Genomic DNA, 20,525 nt, shown 5'->3' on the forward strand with positions numbered 1-20,525 from the left:
TCTTTATTGTTTGATTCTTCCAGCACCCACTAAATGCTGTTGCCAGTAGGAACTTGTAAGGTCGGCATAGCCAATCGGGTCGCCAGCATTATACATACGATTATCGCCAAGATATATCCCAACGTGCGTAATATATGAGCCAGCGTTATAGGTCGAGTGGAAAAATACCAAGTCGCCAGCTTTAGCTTCTGAAAGTGGGATATGCTGTGTGACATCATATTGCTCTTGTGCAGTTCGAGGTAGGTTAATTCCAGCTTTTGCATATGACCATTGAGTCAAACCACTACAATCAAAAGAAGTCGTGGGAGAAGCACCGCCATACACATACGTCCAGCCTTCATATTTCAAAGCTTCGTCCATAATGGCTTGTACCATTTCATCATCAAAGTGTGTCGTTGTGATGAGGTATTGTTTTACCAAAGCAAGATAAAACATATTTCCATAGTTGTACCGCCAGCCCCCATTGATGGGAATGGCGATTGGATTGGGATAAGACACTTTCTCGCCACCTGAATGCTCCTTTGAAAAACTTTGTGCCAGTTCAAAACTGTATTTTCCACCATGATTGGAAACATAGCCTAAGAAGCCACCGCCATAGTTATAGGACTGAATGACAGATTCTAAATCCGTTCCCAACCTTTCACTGCTGGCAAGAAGCTCGCTGAAATACTTTACCCCTTGCTTGATGGATTCTTCTGTACTTAATGAGTTTGGTGGAAGTCCAAGGGATTCTGATGATTGCATAACATCTTCTGCTGCACCACTCGATTCTACTTGAATAATCGCAAGTAAGACATGGACATAATCTTCAACTCCATACTCTTTAGCGTATTTTTCCACCATCGGTTGATGAGCCAATACTTCTTCGGACACATTCACACCGCCAGAGTGAATGTTAGAAAATCCGCTGTCCTGTTCATCTGAAAAGAGCAGTGCGACAAAAAGAAGTAAGGCAAACACCATCATGAATAGTCCAGAGAAACTAATTACAAGATACTTTAGCTTCATGGTTTTCTAGGCTCTCGTTTGATTGTGGCGGATTTTAGTGAGGGTCTGTTTTTAATGGTTGAACTTTGAACTTTCTGTATAGTAGATGGTCGCTGAACTGTTGAAACTGTAGGATTTTGAGCTATTCTTTCTTGTGATATAGTATTTTGACGTTCTACATTTGAAGTTGAAGTAACTGGTTTCACTGTTGGTCGTTTCTGTTTTTCCTGTTGTGCTTCCATGCGTGAAGCCTGTACAGTAGATTGCTTTGTAGTCTGTTTTTCATGGGATTGTGTTTGCTTTGTAACAGGTCTTTCATGAATACTGGAAGCAGGTTGTTTTTGCTGTTTTGTTTGTTCCATTTCAGAGCGACGTTCCGCAATAGTTTGTCGTCTTTGTTCCTGCTGTTCCTTACGTCCACTAGACTTTTCCGCTCTGGTTTGAGAAATACTGGAAGTGAGGTCACGCACATTTTCTTTGGCTTTCGATTTTCCTTGATAAATCGTATATCTGGCATTGGTCGGCAACTCCTGAACCTGTTCTTTGAGATTACCAGCCGAATCAACGATTTTATCTTTGGTATCTGCCACCGTTCCGATTGTTTGTCCGATTCGCTTTCCAAGCGTTGATTTTTCCTGTCTGTCTGGTCGTGTATGATCTGCTTGTGTCCTTGCAGAACTACCCGAACCCGATTGTCCTTGTTTTCTTGACGCACTGCTAATAGCCGAACCAACGCCAAGAGCGGTCATAGAGCGTCCAAGATTCCGCTGTAATCGGTGCATTTGAGCGTGCATAAGCATTCGAGGTTTTCGCATGATACGACTTCCCATATTTTGAGAATCGTTGCTTTGAAGTGAGAACATGCTCATTAAATCACCCAACTTGAAGTAAATACCTGCAAATACCACTATCTGTAGGAAAGCTATCAAGAAAAATGGATAGCCAACAGATAGGCTGTAGAGCATGGTCGAGATACTAAAAGCGGTTGTGATGATAAGCGTAATACCAGCTCGTGTCAAAATGGTATTAAAGAGCTTTGTAATAGCACGTTTTGACATGCTATCAAAGGACGGTATCATACTTAAAATAAAGCTCACAGGTAGAAACATGGCATAGATGATAAAAAGCACCTGTGAAAAAATCATGATACCTGTAAGCAGGAAGACGAATATTGAAATCCCGATATTAAAGATAAAGAGGAAGAAAACGGTACCTAGTCGGTTAATGGTCTTTGTGATGGTAAGGTTGGTATTATTTCTATCCTCAATTTCTTCAATGACAATGTTTTCTCTATCCTCACCATTATTGGTATCTGGGCTGGTTGAAAGTAGATTTCCTACACGTTCCACGCCGATACTTTCCATGTCTGAATTATTGTATTGAAGCAATAACCAAGGCTGTTGCACCTGTATTGAAAACAAGCTATCTCTGATTAAATCCACACTGTCCTTGCCTTGACTATCTGAATGAGGTAGTACGATTTTTGTTCCTAGTGATAAACTGGCTTGACTGATGTCTGATGAAAAATCATTGATTTTCTTAATATAGTCGGGAGCATAGGCAATGAAAGAAGCCGATAGAACAAAGACCATCACAAAATTGACAATGGCATGAATCGCCTTTGTAGTTTCTCGCTTAATCAGTCCTGTATAGGCTACATAGACACCAAGCACCAAAATCAAGATTAAAAGAAAACCGACATAAAAGCCGTCTGTTGATAACCCACCTGTTGTGACACCCGCTAAGGTCTGCATATTTTTCCCAATAGAATCCGCTGTATCACTAATGAAATCTAAAGAGTAGGCTTCTTGTATGAGGTAGCCTGTCGCATTGGAAAGATATAGGCTAATCGTCCAGATAAAATTGGTAATGGCATATAAGCCATACATGACTTGTTTTCCGATTCCGTCCGACCAGTTCCAAGGCAACCAGCCCCAAGAATTATCAACATAAAAATCAAGCTGATAGTTTCCTAAAGGATATTTACTGTATTCATTCGCTACATTGACGGTATCATCTACCAGCCCAGCAGCTTGAACCACTGTTCCAAGCATGGCTAAAAGTAAAATGGCAATTACAAGTGTGAGAGCCACTGTCATTGCCACTTTGCCTAGACGTTTGAGCGTCCAGTTTGATTTTAATTTTTGTACCATCATGACACCTCTTTTCTCACGGGTGGTCTGGTATCAAAGGCATGAAGTAGTTCTTCAAAAACTGGGTGGAATTGTATCACACCGACACGACCGTATAAATCACTGATAAGGCACTGTCCATTTTCTAAATCACGCAGTCGTTTCTGATTACTTTCGTCCTCTGGGTCAACGCCGAAAAAGGCTAAGGTCTTTTTAATTTCATTAAGGTCAGTGGAACGAAAGGCAAACTTCAAACCAAGATTGTTTTTCAATTTCTCGTCTAACAGGTCATCTGTATTTTGAGTTACGAAGTAGACCCCAGCATTCATAGCACGTCCAGCTCTTACTAATTTCATAGATAAGGTTTTGCCTTGTGCCACCTGTAAAAAGCTCCATGCTTCATCAAGGTCTACAATCTTAAAAACACTTCTGTCTGAATGAATGAAATCCAAAGCAAAGGTACTAATGACAATCAGCATAGCGACCGAAAGAAGCTCCATAGTGGTATATTCCTCAAAAGAAGTTTCCTTATCTGGCAGTACCAAATCCGCAACTTGTATAATGTTGAGTTGCTTTTCAAGACTGATGGATTGTTCCACCGTGCCATCACTAAAAAGAAGATGGGCAAAATCATAATCGGTAAAGCTCTCGATATGGTCGGCAATGCTTGTACTCATAACTGTTCCCTCAACACGCAATTCTTCAATCACTTTGAGTAGTCCTCGTTCTTCACTATTAGTGACCGCTCGAATGGCTTTTCTTAAAACAGGGAAACGGTCAGAATCCCTGGAAGAAATACCAGTTAAAAATGTCAAAATATCAATCGCCAGTGATTCTGAATCCTTTGAATTTTTTAGTATGACATAAGGGTCAAGTAACCCTTTGCTTTTCTCATCAGAAGTTAGATTGACAATATTTATTTCATGAGCGATTTCTGGTAGAGTTTCTTTCCAGTTGCCACGTTCCGCCTTTGGGTCAACGATAACCGCTTGTGCTCCATAAAGCACCGCATAATAGACAATCAAATTATTCGAAAAAGATTTACCGCCACCTAATGAACCCACAAAAGCCGAAGCTAACGCATTAGTGACAGAGCCTTTGACGCCTTGACTGGCTAGAGCTGGTTTGAGATAAACATTGCGTCCTGTATCTAAGCTGTAGCCGACATAGATTCCCTCATTTTCGCCTAACATTTGTGTCGCACCAAAGCCAAGTCCAGCTAAGAAGTCCGAAGTCACATACTGGATATAGTCGTTCACGGTACGCTTACTGGCAGGTAGAAATTCTTCATGCAGTCCTAACATATCGCCAAAAGGTCGAACCAGCTTCACGCTTAAATCGTCGTAAAAATCTTTGACTTCATTACAACGACGTTTCAGCTCGTCTAAATCAGGTGCAGATACACGCACCACATAAGAGAGCTTGTACATGGATTCTTTGGATTGGTCTAAACTGGTTTCCAGCTCATTGACACTATCTAATGCTTCTGCCACATTGGAGCTGGTTTCGTTATTACTTTGCCAAGCGTGATTATCTAAATCTTTCAATTCTTTCTTTTTGTTGCGAACGGTGCTTAGTGCTTTACGGTTTGCCACGATTTCCACATTCATAGAAGTATCAATCGGGAATGTAAATTGTTGTTGCTGATAATAGAAGATTTCAGAAGATGGAAAGTCCAGCTCTCCGACAATACTGTTAATGGTAAAGTAAGCCACATAGACGGTTTCATCTTCCTGCTGGATTTTCAAATATCGCTGTTTTTCTTCCACCAAACAGCGAGTAGGCTTAATAAGATCAAAATATTTAATGAGAGTTTCATGTTCCAGCTTTTTCTTAGATAAGTGATACTCATAGTCTTCATAAGCAGTCCCTGTCTGTCCGTAGAGATGTTCTATCAGATAGCCGAAGTCGTTTTTCTCTAAACGACGTATTTTGAAGCGACGAGAGATTTTGTTTTCCAATAGCTTTTCCATCTTTTGAAAGCGCAGGATTTCATCATTGTTCATACTAACAAAATCGCCCATCAGCTTATGGTTCACATCATAAACAAAATCACTTACAGCATTTTTCGCTTCAACGGTAAGATTTTTCATAGAAAACTCTTGATCGTTGAGCAGGAGCTTAAAGCCGATAAAGAAACGATAGTCCACTTGATTTTCACCAATCATGGATATTAAAGCGTCTGTCTGCTGGTCGATTTTCTCATAGGCAATATTTTTCAATTTGCCAGTAACTTCATGTTTTGAGCGTTCTTGTGCAGAACGAATACTGGATTCAGTGCTAATCTGTAGAGCATGAATCTTCCCATCACGATTTTGTGCAATGAGCTGCCGAAAGGAATCATGCACCTGTAGTTTCTGTTCTGGACTTAAAAACGAGTAGTTAAAAGGAACTAGCTCATAATAGGCAAAACACTCACCATCTTTATTCCAGACCAAGTTATTTTCAATGTATTTAATTGGATTTGCCATAAAATTCACTCCTAACTGTTGTAATGGCTTCTTGTGGTTGACTGCTACCGAGTTTCACGGTTTTTCCTGCATAAGTCAGCTTTGGTCTTAACACATAAGAAATCACAGACTTCAAGAAGCCATAAGTTTTTTTGCCATCAAAGGTCTTTGTAGACATAAACCATGTCAGTGCGACAGGTAGTCCAAAGTATTTCAAGAATGCTCCCTCAATCATGGAGAGTGGTGGCAGATTGCCAAGAAGCATGACTGCAAAAATAGACACCACAAACCATGTCATTTGAGTAAAAGTAATCGGAAACGGTAGCTTAAAGTCGTTGATGGAATACAAGACTTTTTCTACCGACCAGATACTGGTATAGCTTCGTATTTTTTTCATGTAATCAGTCCTTTCATAAAAAAGAGGAATAGCTTTTTTAAGGCTACCCCTAAAATAAGAAAATCTGTCAGCAGTCATACACCAACAGATTTAGTAGATGATTTCAATGACCCCATGATTAGTTGTGATAAATGTTCCCGAAAGTTCCAAATCACGGCCATAGGATTCATAATCAATATAGTTTTGAAGACTGACTGGCACTTCGCCTAATGCTCCAGTTTCTTCAATATAGTAACGAGCCACGTCAGACATATCATCACAATCTGAATGAATGATAATATCCTCTTGATGTTCGCTTAATTCTTCAAGGCTTGAAAAATAAGAGAGTAAAGCGGATAGCTCCGATTGTAATTCCTCTGGCAGTTCCGATATGATCTCCCATAGGCGATTGAGTTCGCCAATGGAAGTATATTCGCTCACTGGAACAGGCATTTCATAATCATGGATTGCATATTCCTCATACTCATCATTCAAGCCGATTTTTTCTTTGACTTCCTCAAAGTCAATGGGAAAGGTAAACCAAGCTCCGACTAATTCGCCCTCATTGTATTTACCTAAGTTCGCAATATATACAGCCATATCGTCCATATGTTCACGTCCTTTCTACGCTCCAATAATGCGGTTGAAAAGTTCTAACAGAATATCTTTGACACCTGCTGCATTGAAGACCAAGCCGATTGCGATAATCGCAATAATCAAAAAACCAATGAGTTTACTAAACTCACGTTTGAAACCAAGATAAAGCCCAATCACAACGATTGCTAATAGCACTAAGGATTGAGCATTTGATAGAAACCAGTTATATAGGTTTTGTCCGAAATTCATACAATTGTTCTCCTCTCTGTATTCAATGAATTTGTATTAAGTTATTTTTTTGTTATCACGTCCTGTTCTTTTGCCGACAGTTGCTTCAAAATCTGCATATGTCGTTCTGTCAGCTTTGCATGGTCGAGAATCTCTTTGATGACCTGCGTCTGATTAAGTTCATCAAGTTTGATGGCCATTTTTAAGGTGGGAGCGACTTGATGAGAAAGCCAGCCTAGCGTTCGCTGGAATGAATAAGGCTCTGGTTTGGTGGTCAATTTGAGTTGTTCTCTATTGTGTCCGATAAACCAAGCCCATTCTTCACTAATTTTCCAATCCGAACGAGGTTTTGAATCGTCCTTATCCACAAAACGAAGATAGCGGTTGATAATTTTAAAGGCGGTCCGCTCTGGCTTGCCATAGGTTAATAAATCAACGACAGCATAATAGGCACGTTCATTTTTTAAGCGAATCTCAAAGCGATTTTTCACATCAGCGTCTTCAATGGGAATGTTATTCTTCTTGTATTGCTCATAATCTTTTTCATAGACACAGAAATAGACTTCACTTTGTAATGAACCGATATAGAGCGTATTGCCCATACATTCCTTTTCATCTTTGCGTACCAGTTCGCCACTGCGATAGCTTTTGAAACTGCGGAAGACGGAAACACATTCTTCCTGCCTACATTTTTCTGTCAACTCTGGAATATTCAAAATTCCAGTCTTATCATTGATAGCAAGGTCAATTCGTTTCATCACACCACCAGCTATCAAACAATCCATGAAAAACTCATACCAGCTCCGCTCTTGTGCCAGAAGATAGCTTTCAAATTGACGGCACCCACGTCCTTTTAATTCCACAAGAATACCTTTCTCTAAGTCGTTAGAACAAAGGACAAAAATATCGCCTAAGTGGTAATGTTCTGAATAGGAATAAAAGCCATAGTCCTCATTGAGAAAATAAGAGAGCTTTAAACGCAAGATTTCTTCCACCACTTTCTGAACATTCGTCGTCGGAAAGCGAATCCGTACATAATCAAAGAGCATTTCTAAAGGAGCATCGGGATTGAAGCGTCCCAATGTTTCCCAAAGCAACTGTTGTAAATCATTTGATGGCTTGACTTTGCCTGTTTCAATATCACTTAGATACTGCCTTGTAATGCCTGTAGCAACTGCCAAACGATTTTGAGTAAGCCCATAAGCCAAGCGTGTTTCCTGTAGTTTCTGTCCGCTTTTTTCTTTATTCAGCTTTATCCCTCCAATCAAAAAAGCAAATGTCAACTTTTAGTCACTTAGTTGACACCTGCCTGTCTGCTTAAAATCCCTTGTACTTAAAGGGTAAACTTCAATTTTTGTCTCTGTTATTTGTCGATTTGTACCCCCCTGTTAGATACGGGGGGTTAAGTGCTGGCGTGGCTGGCGCCACACCAGCCAGCAAATCAGTCCACACCTGCGACTTTCGCTTCGCACGTCGCCTGCGTGTCCTGTTTGCTGTGGGATAACCTTTTTATATCCTCTAAGAAATCATGTCCTTTAGGTACAAGGGGAGTATAAAATTCAGAGATAACACTTGTGCCAACATCAACATAACCTCGTCCTTTAATCTGCTTTAGGAAAAAATCTTTCTGTACGTCACTGCCAAACATCATGCCATAACCCATTTCAGACATACGACCTAAAGCCACTCTAAAATTAAACTGGTCACGGATTCCGTCGCCTAAATATTTTGCGTCGGGTCTTTGACAAGCCAGTATCAGAAAGAAACCAGCTTGACGACCTAACATAACAATCTGTTTCAGCTTGTTAAGCACTGCGGTATTTTCTTTTGTTCCCAGCATTTCCATAAAAGCCACGTATTCATCAAAGATAAGAAAATGTGCTGGCAATCCTAAGTATGCATAGCTTTCGCCTGTCTTGTAGTGTTCCATCTTTTTCATGGCTTCACTGCGTTTCATCATTTCATCATAGAAAAGGTCAATGCAAGATAACATATCCTCTTTTCTGTAGTAGACATTTCCCATTACAGAGCCTAAGTCTGCAAGGTCAGCGTTCTTTGGGTCAAGGATGTATAGTTTTGAGTTGGTATGAAGCAGAGCTTCAATCAGTGTCAGTATGAAATAGGTTTTACCGCCACCAGTTCCCCCAGCAATCAGCATGTGAGGGAGCTTGTTGTATTCCCACCAGACATTTGTCATTAAGCGGAGTTTACCATCTTTGGCTTGTACTTCATCAATGGAAAGTCGGTTGGCAATAGTGTCATAGAGCAAGGTATATTCTACATAAGAATCCTTTAGCTCCTTGTCGGTCAATTCACAGTACAAACCACTTTCTAGTTTTTTCTCCAAGTGTAAAAGCTGGTCTTGATATTTTCCCAGCGTAATTTCCACTTGGATATGAATTAAACCGTTTTTCAGTCTATAGAAAATTTTAGGGAAGTAGGTTATCTTTTCCTTTGTCCGACTGGTACTATCCTTGAAGAAGCCATCAGTTTTGACTTGTTCCGATTCATACCACTTGTTTTCAAGTATCATCTTTGCCAGCTTTTGACGGTGCTGTAGTTGTTTGAACGTATCGTATCGATATCTTCTGAATAGAAGCACCCCCAGCAAGCAGACAAGAATTGCGACACTGAAACTGATAGCTAAATATGAAATGTCAATTTTATCTGTTTGTGAGTGGTTTAAGTCCTGCCAGTTGATCTGCTGGATTGTCTTCACATGAAACAGTCCGACAACCAGCAGGAAAACAGTCAGAAGTAAAGCAATCGTAAAATGAAAGACTAAATCTTTATCAGACGGGCGAATCCTTTTACCACGCTGTTTCATGAGTAAAATCCTCCTTTCACCCCTAGCGTCTATTTATCTTGTATAGATTCTTTCTTTGGTTGAGGTTGTGTTTTAAAGGAATTGGAATCATTTGTCAGCACAATATCATCAGCCTTGATATACCAGTCAACATCAGCACCCATATAGGTAACAGTAGCCACCGTATCAGCAACTGGATTGATAAGCTCCACTCGTGCGTTGTAGTCAAACTCTTTCAGTGGAACACTGGCAGGAATACTCACTTGAATCATGCGTCCTTGTCCTTTGGATTTAAGGTCATAGGTTCTTTCCTTGATTTCTTCCGATACTGTACCGTCTTCATTTTGGATTCTTACTTCACGACGGAGTGCAGAGAACTTCAATTCCCCGAATGTAGCTTCTTTTTCTAAAACAATGCCATTGGCTAATCTCATAATTTTTCCTCTCTTTCTATTCTTTAATCATGTCGTCAGCTTCTAAGATGTAATTAGTAAAGCCACGAGTACCGATTTTATAGCCCACGGCAGTAATGCGTGGATTGACGAGCTTCACACGTTCCTCAAAGCCGAAATGTTTTTCGCCAGCTTCAGCAGGAAGTACCACCACAATATCATCTGCACGTTGTACATCTGAATAGAGATTATAACTTCGTGATAAGATGGTAAGCTGTCCGTTGATTCTTCGCTGTACGATTTTATCCTCGCCAGCAAATTCTAAATTTCCGAATGTTTTTTTCATGTTAGGAATGACAAATTTAAGTTCCATATTTTTACTTATCCTTTCTGTTTAATGGTTTCATGAATCTAATTTGTTTGATGGTCTATAGGGTGGGGAACGACCTTTATTTTTTAGTAGTTTTGCTCTCATAACGTCACCTGCTTTCAAAATTGGGTAAAAAAATAGACGCTCTTTTTATTCAGAACGTCTAATAGTGTATTCAAATTTATTTATTTTGAATAATAATTAATCTTAAGTATTATTTTGCAGGTTTAACTTCTCTTGAATTATGGTTTTAAATTCAAGTAATTCTACAGATTTAACATAGTAGCCTAAATTAGTCATTACAGATGTTCTGCTGACTACTTTTTGTTGTGTAGGTATATCAATGACTGATACTTCACCGCTTGCATTCATTGTTGGACCAGCATACAGAATACCTAAAAAAATTAATCTTTTAGCTCCCACATAAGTAGTACCCTTTTTATCAGAATAGCCATTGTCATTTAAAATATAAATTGGTGATCCAGATGACCCTGGAAAAGCAGAAATGTCTGCTAAAGCAATTCCTTTTTCGTTAAAATCATAAGCAGGGTGTGACGCTGTATAGCCTTTTCTAAAAATAGGATAATTATTCTTACTGTCCCATAATCCTATTGGATATCCAATCATTACAATTTCTTCTAAAGCACTTAATTCCATTAATTTCTCTAGACTAGGAATCAAGCTTTCCTCGTTAGCTATATAAAATACTTCTTTTCCTGTTCGCCTTTTTACTTCCTCAAATATTGGATTTATAAATGTAAAACACAAATCTTTTTCAGAATGAAAAAACCATTCTGTCTGTAATGTGAGTGCATAGTTTTCTTTAATTTCACCATCTTCTTCTCTTAAATGTAGAAGAAACTTTACTGTTTCAGTTCTATTATAGTTTACAACATGTTTGTTAGTAATAAGAACAGGAATGGTAAGCTCTCCTTGCTTAAAGTTAAAAAAGAATCCTGTTCCAGAAGAACCATCATGAGCTTCTATTCTCACAGTATTAAACATCAATCGTTCTGCCAAACTAATCGGTTTCATATTAACCCTCCAAAATGTAAATAAGTTTTTCATAGACATGGCTTGTCTATTTTCTTGTATCTACGCACTCTATATCAATTACTACAGAAACATTGATGTAGTTTTTAATCACTTTATTTCTGATTTTACCGCCCTCATTCGTAAAGACGATATGTTTGTAAAAGTGCTTGAAATAAAGGATTTCTACGTATCTGCTCGTTGTAGCAACACAATAGTCTCCACATGGTTCGTCTGCGGGAACATATCCACCGGCTGTACTTTTGCTAATCGATAGCCATGCTCTTCATACCGCTTGACATCCCGAGCAAAACTTGCAGGATTGCAGGAAACATAAACTATTTTATCTGGACTCATCTCCGCTGATGTTTCGATAAAACTCTCCGCCAATCCTTTTCTGGGAGGGTCCACGATCAACACGTCTGCAGAAACACCTTCCGCCTGCCATTTAGGTAAAAGTTTTTCCGCTGCCCCCACCTCAAATGTCGCATTTTCGATGTAGTTTATTTGCTGATTGGTTCTAGCATCCTTTACCGCCTGAGGAACGATTTCCATACCGTAGACATGTTTGACTTTATTCGCAAGAGACAAGCCGATCGTTCCGATACCGCAGTAAGCATCGATCACGATATCCGAAGATTTTAAATCAGCAAAGTCTATTGCTGTCTGATATAATTTTTCTGCCTGCTCTGTGTTCACTTGGAAAAAGGACCCCGCAGAAATTTGATACTGATTTCCTAGGAGCTGATCAGTGATAAATTCTTTCCCAAATAAATTTCTTGTTTCCTTGCCTAAGATGACATTGGTCTTTTCACCATTGATATTTTGCATGATAGAAACTACATGAGGTAATTCAGCTGCGATAGCTTCCACAATTTTTTCCACTTGAAAAATCTTCGCCACCCGCGTCACCAAAACAATCATCATCTCTTCCGTATAAAAGCCTCTTCTGACGATAATATGACGAATCAGTCCAGTATGATCCTCCTCATTATAGGGCTTCACTTTAAATCTTCTCAAAATATCTCTGACGGCGATGATGGCGTCATCGATTTCTTTATGCTGAATATAAAAATCTTCGATAGGTACTAAATCATGACTGTTTTTCCGATAAAAACCGGTAGAGAGTTCACCATCAACACGGCGAACAGGAATCTGTGCCTTGTTCCGGTACCTATACGGTTCAGCCATCCCTAACGTAGGTGCAACTTCTACGTCTGTCATCTTTGCAATTTTTTCCAAAACATTCACAACTTGTTCTCGTTTAAAGGTCAGTTGAGCTTCATAGGTCATATGTTGCAAAGGAGCAATCCCCGTCCGAATCAATTCCTGCTTCAAGTCTTCATTTCGAACCGCTGATTTCTCAAGATAACTGATAACTTTGCCAAAACCGAATTTTTTCCCTGTTTTTAAGATATGGATATTGACCTTTTCTGTCGGCAAAGCATTTTCAACAAAGATGGGATACCCTTCTATCTTTGCCACACCCAAACCTTCATGGGTTAAATCTACTATATCTGCAATCACTTGGTCATTTTTTTTCACTGGATACATAAAACACCTTCACTTTCTTTTCCTATCCAAACACAACAAAAGGAATCAGTTGCCTGATTCCTTCAATCTATTCAGTTAAGAAATTTTTCCATCCCCATCTAAATCCTCACCTGTCAATCCTTCCACCTCTTTGACGAAGGCTTCTGAAACTTCCAAGATTTCTTCATCTCCTGCAATCGCATCTTCTGAAATTTCATCCAAATTGACGAAAAATTCAATGTGTTGAGGCAGAACTTCAAAAGTCATCGGCGCATCTCCGCCATATTCCCCGTCAAGGTTGATCATCATCCGCACATCATCGTCCAATGCTTCAGCGTAGAGCTTAGATGTTTTCGTGTACAAGATGTTAGGATCATTCACGTGTTTGCCGCCATTTAATAGCAAAACAATCAAAGCTAAAATTTCAATGATATTGGCTGTTTTTACTACAATAAGGGAAAATTTCCCGTCATCTAGTTGCGCATCAGGGGCAATTGTTTCAAAACCGCCTATCGAATTAGTCAAGCCTAAGAAAAACATTGAGGCTTTCCCGTCATACTCCCCGTCATCATATTTCAGTTTCATATTGATTGGTTTTACTCGTGGCAGCATTTCCGCACCTTTAACCAAATAGGCTAAGTAACCAAAAACACTTTTCAATTGAGAAGGCACTTCGTAGGTCAGTTCTGTCAAATAACCTCCAGCACCAATATTAATAAAATATTGCGTGTCAGCTTTCCCGATATCGATTTTTAACGTTTGATTTTTTGCGATCACTTTTGCTGCTTCGATCACATCTGTGCGGGGGATTTTCAACGCGCGAGCATAATCGTTGGTCGTCCCGCCCGGGATAATAGCTATCTTCGGTCTTTTCTCCAATGGGGCGATACCATTAATCACCTGATTGATGGTACCATCTCCGCCAGCTGCTATGACTAAGTCAAACCCAGCCAAGGCTGCCCGACGTGCTTCTTTTTCAGCTGAATCAGGTTCGGGAGTGGTGGCATAGGCACTTGCTTCATATCCCGCATCTTCCAATATTGTCAGAATATCCGGCAAATTTTTCTTTAACAGTTCTTTACCAGATGTAGGATTATAAATTACTCTTGCTTTCATCACTTTCCCTCATGCATTAGCGCTTCGCTAACTCTTCCATCAATAATTTATTTACCACGCCCGGATTGGCCTGTCCCTTTGTTGCTTTCATCGTTTGTCCGACCAAAAAGCCGACTGCACGATCTTTGCCATTTTTAAAATCTTCTACTGATTGTTGATTATTGTCTAATATTTCTGTGATAATCGGTAACAACTGTTTTGGATCAGAAAGCTGTACTAAACCTTTTGCCTCGACCACTTTTTTAGCGTCTCCACCATTTTTTATTAGTTCCAGGAAGACTTTTTTAGCCATTTTAGAACTGATAGTACCATCTTTGATCAGCAAAATCATGCCAGCCAAATTATCTGGGGTTAGTTTAGTGTCATGCAATTCTACCCCGTTACTGTTAAGGTAACCAGATACTTCTCCCATCAGCCAGTTAGACGCTTGTTTAGGATCTACCTTATGGGCAATCGTCGCTTCAAAGAAATCTGACATTTCTCTAGTCAATGTTAACACCATGGCATCATACTCAGGCAAACCTAACTTATTGACGTAGCGTTCACGGCGGACACTCGGCATTTCCGGCAAGGTCTCACGAATTTCTTCAATCCATTCAGAAGAAATATCAATCGTAGGAATATCCGGTTCAGGGAAGTAGCGATAATCGCTTGCCCCCTCCTTGACTCTCATCAAAATCGTTTCACCTGTGACATCGTCAAATCTTCTTGTTTCCTGTTGAATAACACCGCCAGAATACAAAACTTTCTGTTGACGTTTTTCTTCAAATTCCAAGCCTTTTTTAACAAAGTTTAAAGAATTCAAATTTTTAAGTTCGGTCTTTGTCCCATAGGTTTCTTGCCCATAAGGACGAATGGAAATATTAGCATCGCAACGCATCGAGCCTTCTTCCATCTTCACATCACTGACACCAGAATATTGGATGATTGACCGGACCGTCTCCAAATAAGCATAAGCTTCTTCTGGAGAACGAATATCTGGTTCGGACACGATTTCAATCAGCGGTGTCCCTTGACGATTCAAGTCTACGTAGGAATGCCCAGCATCTCCATGGATATTTTTCCCGGCATCTTCTTCCAAATGGACTCGTTCAATCCGGATTTTTTTCTTTTGACCTTCGACGTCAATTTCTACCCAACCATTGGAACCAATCGGATTGTCATTTTGAGAAATCTGATAGGCTTTTGGGTTATCTGGATAAAAGTAGTTTTTACGATCAAAATGAGTATGCTGAGAAACCTCACAATTTAAGGCCAACGCCGCTTTGATACCATATTCCAGCGCCCCTTTGTTCATTACAGGCAATACGCCCGGGTAGCTAAAATCAATTTCGTTTGTATTGACATTAGGAGCAGCCCCAAAATGTGCTGGAGAACTCGAAAATATTTTAGAGTTAGTTTTTAATTCAACGTGAATTTCCAAGCCGATCACTGTTTCAAAGTTCATCTTACTTACCTCCTAGAATTGCTGGTTGTTTTTTATGGAAGTCAGTCGCTTGTTCGAAAGCATAAGCTGCCCGATACATGGTATCTTCGTCAAAATGTTTTCCTAGCAACTGCAAACCAATCGGCAATCCTTCTGAAAATCCGCAAGGAACAGACATCCCCGGAAGCCCGGCAAAATTACTTGGAACGGTTAGGACATCAGCCATATACATCGCCACCGGATCATCGACGATTTCTCCAAAACCGTAAGCCACAGTAGGTGTGGTAGGCCCGATAATTAAATCATATTCGGAAAAGACATGGTCAAAATCCTGTCTGATCAACGTCCGCGCCTGACTGGCTTTTTTGAAATGAGCATCATAAGAACCCTCGCTCAATGAAAATGTCCCCAACATGATGCGGCGTTTAACTTCCGGACCAAAGCCTTCTGAACGGGACATAACATAAACGTCCTCTAAACTTTTTGCTTCTGGAGAACGGTAACCATAACGAATCCCGTCAAATCTCTGAAGGTTCGATGACGCTTCAGCTGAAGAAATAATATAATAAGCGGCAACACCATATTTCGTATGAGGCAGGCTGACTTGTTCTACAATCGCCCCCAAGCTTTCAAACGTCTTGATAGCTTCTTGAACAGCTTGACAAACATCTGGTGCCACGCCGTCTTTAAGATATTCTTCAGGGACGGCTATTTTCATTCCCTTGATATCCCCAGTTAAGTTTGCGGTAAAATCAGGAACTGCCAGTTTGGCACTGGTACTGTCTTTCGGGTCATGACCGCTGATGGCATTAAGAATCAACGCATTGTCTTTCACTGTGCGTGTGAGCGGACCAATTTGATCCAAACTGGAAGCAAAAGCAATCAAACCATAACGGGAAACCCGTCCATAGGTAGGCTTCATGCCTACGATACCATTAAAAGCAGCCGGCTGACGAATACTTCCGCCAGTATCAGACCCTATAGATGCCGGGACTTGCCCAGAAGCAACCGAAGCGGCCGAGCCTCCGGAAGAACCCCCGGGAACTTTTGTTTGATCCCAAGCATTTTTAGTTGGTTTAAAATAAGAGTTTTCTGTGGTTCCCCCCATGGCAAATTCATCCAAGTTGACTTTCCCCACATTAATCAGACCAGCTTCTGACATTTTTTCGATAACTGCTGCATCATAAACTGACACAAAATTTTCCAGCATTTTACTTCCTGCGGTCGTTCTCATATCTTTAGTAACAATATTATCTTTCACACTGATGGGAATACCTGCTAACAGTTTCTCAGAGGTGATTCCTTTCTCATCGATTTCTTCAGCTTTTTTCAGAGCATTTTCCTTGTTTAATGTCAAAAAAGCATCGATCTCTTTTTCCGTCGATTCGATCCTGTCAAAAGTATCTGTTATTAATTCTACTGCACTGATTTCTTTTTTAGTCAACAAGCTTTGAAGTTCGTCAACATTTTTTTTGTATAGTTCACTCATTACGCGCCAGCCTCCCCGTTATCCATAATAGCAGGTACTTTGATATAACCGTCCTCTGTTTCTGGTACTTGTTTCAATAGTTCCTCAGTCAGATTAGCTTGGACAGCAATATCTTCTCTTAGCACCGTATGATCATGAGCTACAGTAAAGGTTACCGGCACCCCTTCAGTGTCGACTTCATCCAAAAGCTCGACCATTTGGATAATGTCTACCATTTGTCGTGTAAACATTCCAATTTCTTCTTCCGTAATTGCCAGTTTTGACAGATTAGCAACTTTTTTGACCTCTTCAGCATTAATCGGCATTTCGCAAGACCCCTTCTTTTCTTTTAGCACAACATTTTCCTTATCCATGACGGATTTGTCATTGCACTCGTCGTTATTTTAACAAGAATCTTCTATTAAAAAAAATAACTATTTTTTTATTCACCTTTTTATTCTATCATACTCTATCAGATATAGTAGTAGGGATTAATTAAAAACCTGAGCAATGACCTCAGCCTCTCCAGCGGGTTTCATAACCACTGCTGATGTCACACCCAAATGATTGATTTGAACTTCCACTGCACCGGGCACATTGAAAATCGAACGCACACTGTTCCCGACAAACTGTGTGAAACTTTGTAATTCGGACGTATGGTAATATTTTGCTTCAATGATAATAGTTATTTTTTGCATTTGTTGATTTCGATAGTAAGCTTTTCCAGAAAAACCGCTCAGATTAGGGAAAAAGCCCTGAATATTTTGTTTAAAATCTTTGTATTTTACATTCACACCATCTTCGGCAGCGGAATTGTTTACTCCCTCATCTACAGGCAAGACGATATATTCTTCATCCACTGCTTGCCAATCTGCCAGTTTATCGCCTTTTTTGCTGACAACACTGGCAAAATAATTTCCTCCAGCCACATCATCTTCCCTGCTTTGATTAAACAAACCAAAAATGATAGGAACATCTCCCACACCTTCCAACGCCCTTAAGCGAGGAAGAATTTTTTCAACTATTTTTTTTCCTGAATCAATGATTTCTTCATCACTAATCTCCACAGCAGCATCTCCGCTGTAATCCACACTGTTAAGAGCGACTCCGATACTAATACCGGCAAGTTTTTGTGAATCCTTATCCATAAAATTTTGTTCGATTATTTGTTGTAAAATGACAGGCTTTCCTCCATCTGACGGATTCAGCCCCTCTTTGTTTTCTGATGATTCTCTGGCTAACCATTCTTTCAACAGATTGACTGTTAAAAATTGTCCTTCTTCGAAAAAATATTTATCCGTTGCAAATTGCTCTTTTGATAATTCCAGCAGTCCTTTATCATAATTATTTAAGTTGTAATTGCTGTTCATGCGACTGGCAGCCATCGTGCGGGCAGGGCTGGTTTTATATTGCCCTTCAATCATCAACGCCTGATAACTGTCGCTATTGATTTGTCCGGTGGTCACCGCTTCTCCGGTACCGGTTTTTTCAGGAGTCATCTGTCCGCCGCTGTTTTCCAAATTACCGCAAGCTGACAACATCAATGTACTAGCTAGAAAAATAAACCATTTAGCTTTTTTCATCGTGTCCACCTCTTTCAAATGCCTCGACCATCTGATCTTCTGTCCAAACAGTTACCCCTAACTCCTGAGCTTTGACTAATTTACTTCCCGCTTCTTCTCCTGCGATAACCAAGTCGGTCTTTTTAGAAACACTGCCTGTTACTTTTCCGCCGAGAGACTCAATCACCTTTTTAGCTTCATTTCGCTTATACGTCGTCAAACTTCCTGTTAAAACCACGGTTTTACCTTGGAAATCAGATTCGACCGAAGCAATTTGTGCACTTGAAAGACCTTGATAAGTCATGTTTACTCCAGCATCCTCCAGCTCTTCAACCAGCTGTCTGGCTTCTTCTTTTTCAAAATAAGTCACGAGACTTTCAGCGATTACTGTTCCGAGAGAGTCGATGTCAGTCAACTCTTCCACCGATGCTGCCATGATTTTATCCATGGTCCCAAATCTCTCGGCAATAAGTTGGGCGGCCTTTGCTCCCACATGGCGGATACCTAGACCGAATAACAATTTTTCCAAGGAATTTTCTTTACTCTGCTCAATGCCTGCCAGCAAATTCCCGGCTGCTTTTTCTTTTATCTTATCCATAGTCAACAATTGTTCTTCTGTCAAAAGATATAAATCCGCCACATCGTGAATCAATTCTCTATCAAAAAGCTGCTCGATTACCTTCGGGCCCATACCATCGATATTCATGGCATTACGCGAAGCAAAGTGTATCACGCCTTCTTTCAATTGTGCAGGGCACATCGGATTGATACAGCGCAAGGCTACTTCTTCTGCCAAATGGACCAGCTCACTGTCGCACACCGGGCAGCGGGTAGGCACTTCGTATGGCTGACTGTCATCGGCTCGTTTACTAGGAATGGAACGAGTCACTTCAGGAATAATGTCTCCTGCTTTATGAACCATCACATAATCGTTCAACCTAATATCTTTTTCCTGAATCAAATCCGCATTGTGCAGACTCGCTCTGGCAACGGTTGTTCCTGCCAAACGTACAGGTTCCATGATGGCTGTCGGCGTGACCACTCCTGTTCGTCCCACTGTCCATTCAATGTCCAAAAGCTTTGTTTCAGACTCTTCCGCAGGAAATTTGTAGGCGATTGCCCAACGCGGGGCCTTGACCGTAAAGCCGATATCCTCCTGTGCTGCAAATTCATTTACTTTTACTACTATCCCGTCAATTTCATAGGGCAAAGTATTACGCAATTCTTGAAATTTTTGAATGAATGTCCAAACTTCTTCCATTGAGTGACACACTTCAGCTTCCTGATTGATGTTAAAGCCCAACTCTTTCAATTCCGTCAAAACTTCTGATTGAGAAATAGCCGTCAGCTCGCCAAATACAGCCACACTATAAATAAAACTGCTTAAATTCCTTTTTGCTACTACTCTCGTATCCAATTGACGCAAACTGCCTGCTGCGGCATTTCGTGGATTAGCAAAAACATTTTCTCCAGATTCTTCCCGAGCCATATTTAACTTCAAAAAAGAGTCTTTAGGCATGTAACATTCTCCCCGAACTTCTACGGTGTATGGCTGAGATAATCTCTTAGGAATGGATTTGACCATCTTCAGATTTTCGGTGATATTCTCGCCGACAGTTCCATCGCCGCGTGTCGCCCCTTGGATAAATCTGCCATTCTCATAAGTCAACGAGATTGCCAAGCCGTCGATTTTCAACTCGCAAATATAGGAAATCTGACGGTCTGTCAACTTTTTAACCCGTTGATCGAATGCCAGAAGGTCCTCTTTATTGAAGGCATTGCCCAAACTCAGCATCACATGTTCATGACGGACTTTCTCGAATCCTTCCAGTATTTTCCCGCCCACTTGTTGAGTCACAGAATCCTCAGTGATAAAGTTTGGATTAGCTGTCTCCAATTGAACCAATTCATGATACAGTTGATCGTATTCCTGATCCGTAACTGTGGGCTGATCCAACTCATAGTACTCTTTAGCATATTGCTTCAATTGTTTATTTAATTCGGTGATTCTTTCACGAATCCGAGATTCTTCCATAAGCTTTATCTTCCT

18 protein-coding genes are annotated in these 20,525 nt (G+C 40.3%); all 18 read right to left on the reverse strand.

Annotation, left to right across the window (positions count from 1 at the left end; all coding sequences use genetic code 11):
- Positions 1 to 3: 3 nt before the first annotated feature.
- The 18 genes from CBF29_RS09465 to ligA all read right to left on the reverse strand — a co-directional run bounded on the left by CBF29_RS09465 (position 4) and on the right by ligA (position 20,510).
- On the reverse strand, positions 4 to 1,008 hold the full coding sequence (locus tag CBF29_RS09465) for a bifunctional lytic transglycosylase/C40 family peptidase (protein WP_126809490.1): 1,005 nt from the start codon (positions 1,006 to 1,008) through the stop codon (positions 4 to 6).
- Positions 1,005 to 3,143, reverse strand: a complete 2,139-nt coding sequence (locus CBF29_RS09470) for a CD3337/EF1877 family mobilome membrane protein (RefSeq protein ID WP_126809491.1) — start codon at positions 3,141 to 3,143, stop codon at positions 1,005 to 1,007. The genes CBF29_RS09465 and CBF29_RS09470 overlap by 4 nt, the downstream gene beginning before the upstream one ends.
- Positions 3,140 to 5,590: a conjugal transfer ATPase TcpF gene (gene tcpF / locus CBF29_RS09475; protein ID WP_126809492.1), complete on the reverse strand. Its 2,451-nt coding sequence runs from the start codon at positions 5,588 to 5,590 to the stop codon at positions 3,140 to 3,142. Before tcpF ends, CBF29_RS09470 begins: the two co-directional genes overlap by 4 nt.
- Positions 5,574 to 5,966 carry a conjugal transfer protein gene (locus tag CBF29_RS09480; RefSeq protein ID WP_126809493.1) on the reverse strand — a complete coding sequence of 131 codons (393 nt, stop codon included), beginning with the start codon at positions 5,964 to 5,966 and terminating at the stop codon, positions 5,574 to 5,576. The genes tcpF and CBF29_RS09480 overlap by 17 nt, the downstream gene beginning before the upstream one ends.
- 90 nt (positions 5,967 to 6,056) lie before the next feature.
- Entirely contained in the window at positions 6,057 to 6,554 is a 498-nt protein-coding gene (locus CBF29_RS09485) for an antirestriction protein ArdA (RefSeq protein ID WP_126809494.1), read from the reverse strand.
- Between the two features lie 15 nt (positions 6,555 to 6,569).
- Entirely contained in the window at positions 6,570 to 6,791 is a 222-nt protein-coding gene (locus CBF29_RS09490) for a hypothetical protein (RefSeq protein ID WP_126809495.1), read from the reverse strand.
- Positions 6,792 to 6,832: 41 nt separating this feature from the next.
- Positions 6,833 to 8,026 carry a MobT family relaxase gene (mobT, locus tag CBF29_RS09495; protein ID WP_425469896.1) on the reverse strand — a complete coding sequence of 398 codons (1,194 nt, stop codon included), beginning with the start codon at positions 8,024 to 8,026 and terminating at the stop codon, positions 6,833 to 6,835.
- Between the two features lie 185 nt (positions 8,027 to 8,211).
- Positions 8,212 to 9,597 (reverse strand): FtsK/SpoIIIE domain-containing protein, encoded by a 1,386-nt coding sequence (locus tag CBF29_RS09500; protein ID WP_126809496.1) that lies wholly within the window; start codon positions 9,595 to 9,597, stop codon positions 8,212 to 8,214.
- 29 nt (positions 9,598 to 9,626) lie between these two features.
- Entirely contained in the window at positions 9,627 to 10,013 is a 387-nt protein-coding gene (locus tag CBF29_RS09505; RefSeq protein WP_126809497.1) for a YdcP family protein, read from the reverse strand.
- A gap of 13 nt (positions 10,014 to 10,026) precedes the next feature.
- A complete protein-coding gene (locus CBF29_RS09510; RefSeq protein ID WP_126809498.1) occupies positions 10,027 to 10,341 on the reverse strand; it encodes a YdcP family protein in 315 nt (104 codons plus the stop codon).
- Between the two features lie 204 nt (positions 10,342 to 10,545).
- Positions 10,546 to 11,373 (reverse strand): S1 family peptidase, encoded by an 828-nt coding sequence (locus CBF29_RS09515; protein WP_126809499.1) that lies wholly within the window; start codon positions 11,371 to 11,373, stop codon positions 10,546 to 10,548.
- A 183-nt stretch (positions 11,374 to 11,556) separates the two neighbouring features.
- Positions 11,557 to 12,924 (reverse strand): 23S rRNA (uracil(1939)-C(5))-methyltransferase RlmD, encoded by a 1,368-nt coding sequence (rlmD, locus tag CBF29_RS09520; protein WP_126809500.1) that lies wholly within the window; start codon positions 12,922 to 12,924, stop codon positions 11,557 to 11,559.
- A gap of 75 nt (positions 12,925 to 12,999) precedes the next feature.
- Positions 13,000 to 14,022, reverse strand: coding sequence for a diacylglycerol kinase (locus CBF29_RS09525; protein WP_126809501.1), 1,023 nt, complete (start codon positions 14,020 to 14,022; stop codon positions 13,000 to 13,002).
- A gap of 13 nt (positions 14,023 to 14,035) precedes the next feature.
- Positions 14,036 to 15,466, reverse strand: a complete 1,431-nt coding sequence (gene gatB / locus CBF29_RS09530; protein ID WP_126809502.1) for an Asp-tRNA(Asn)/Glu-tRNA(Gln) amidotransferase subunit GatB — start codon at positions 15,464 to 15,466, stop codon at positions 14,036 to 14,038.
- A gap of 1 nt (position 15,467) precedes the next feature.
- Entirely contained in the window at positions 15,468 to 16,934 is a 1,467-nt protein-coding gene (gene gatA, locus CBF29_RS09535; RefSeq protein WP_126809503.1) for an Asp-tRNA(Asn)/Glu-tRNA(Gln) amidotransferase subunit GatA, read from the reverse strand.
- A complete protein-coding gene (gatC, locus tag CBF29_RS09540; RefSeq protein ID WP_126809504.1) occupies positions 16,934 to 17,239 on the reverse strand; it encodes an Asp-tRNA(Asn)/Glu-tRNA(Gln) amidotransferase subunit GatC in 306 nt (101 codons plus the stop codon). Before gatC ends, gatA begins: the two co-directional genes overlap by 1 nt.
- Before the next feature lie 165 nt (positions 17,240 to 17,404).
- Entirely contained in the window at positions 17,405 to 18,496 is a 1,092-nt protein-coding gene (locus CBF29_RS09545; RefSeq protein WP_126809505.1) for a CamS family sex pheromone protein, read from the reverse strand.
- A complete protein-coding gene (gene ligA, locus CBF29_RS09550) occupies positions 18,483 to 20,510 on the reverse strand; it encodes an NAD-dependent DNA ligase LigA (RefSeq protein ID WP_126809506.1) in 2,028 nt (675 codons plus the stop codon). The genes CBF29_RS09545 and ligA overlap by 14 nt, the downstream gene beginning before the upstream one ends.
- Positions 20,511 to 20,525: the final 15 nt, after the last annotated feature.

Source organism: Vagococcus elongatus (genome assembly GCF_003987645.1).
Lineage (GTDB): Bacteria > Bacillota > Bacilli > Lactobacillales > Vagococcaceae > Vagococcus_A > Vagococcus_A elongatus.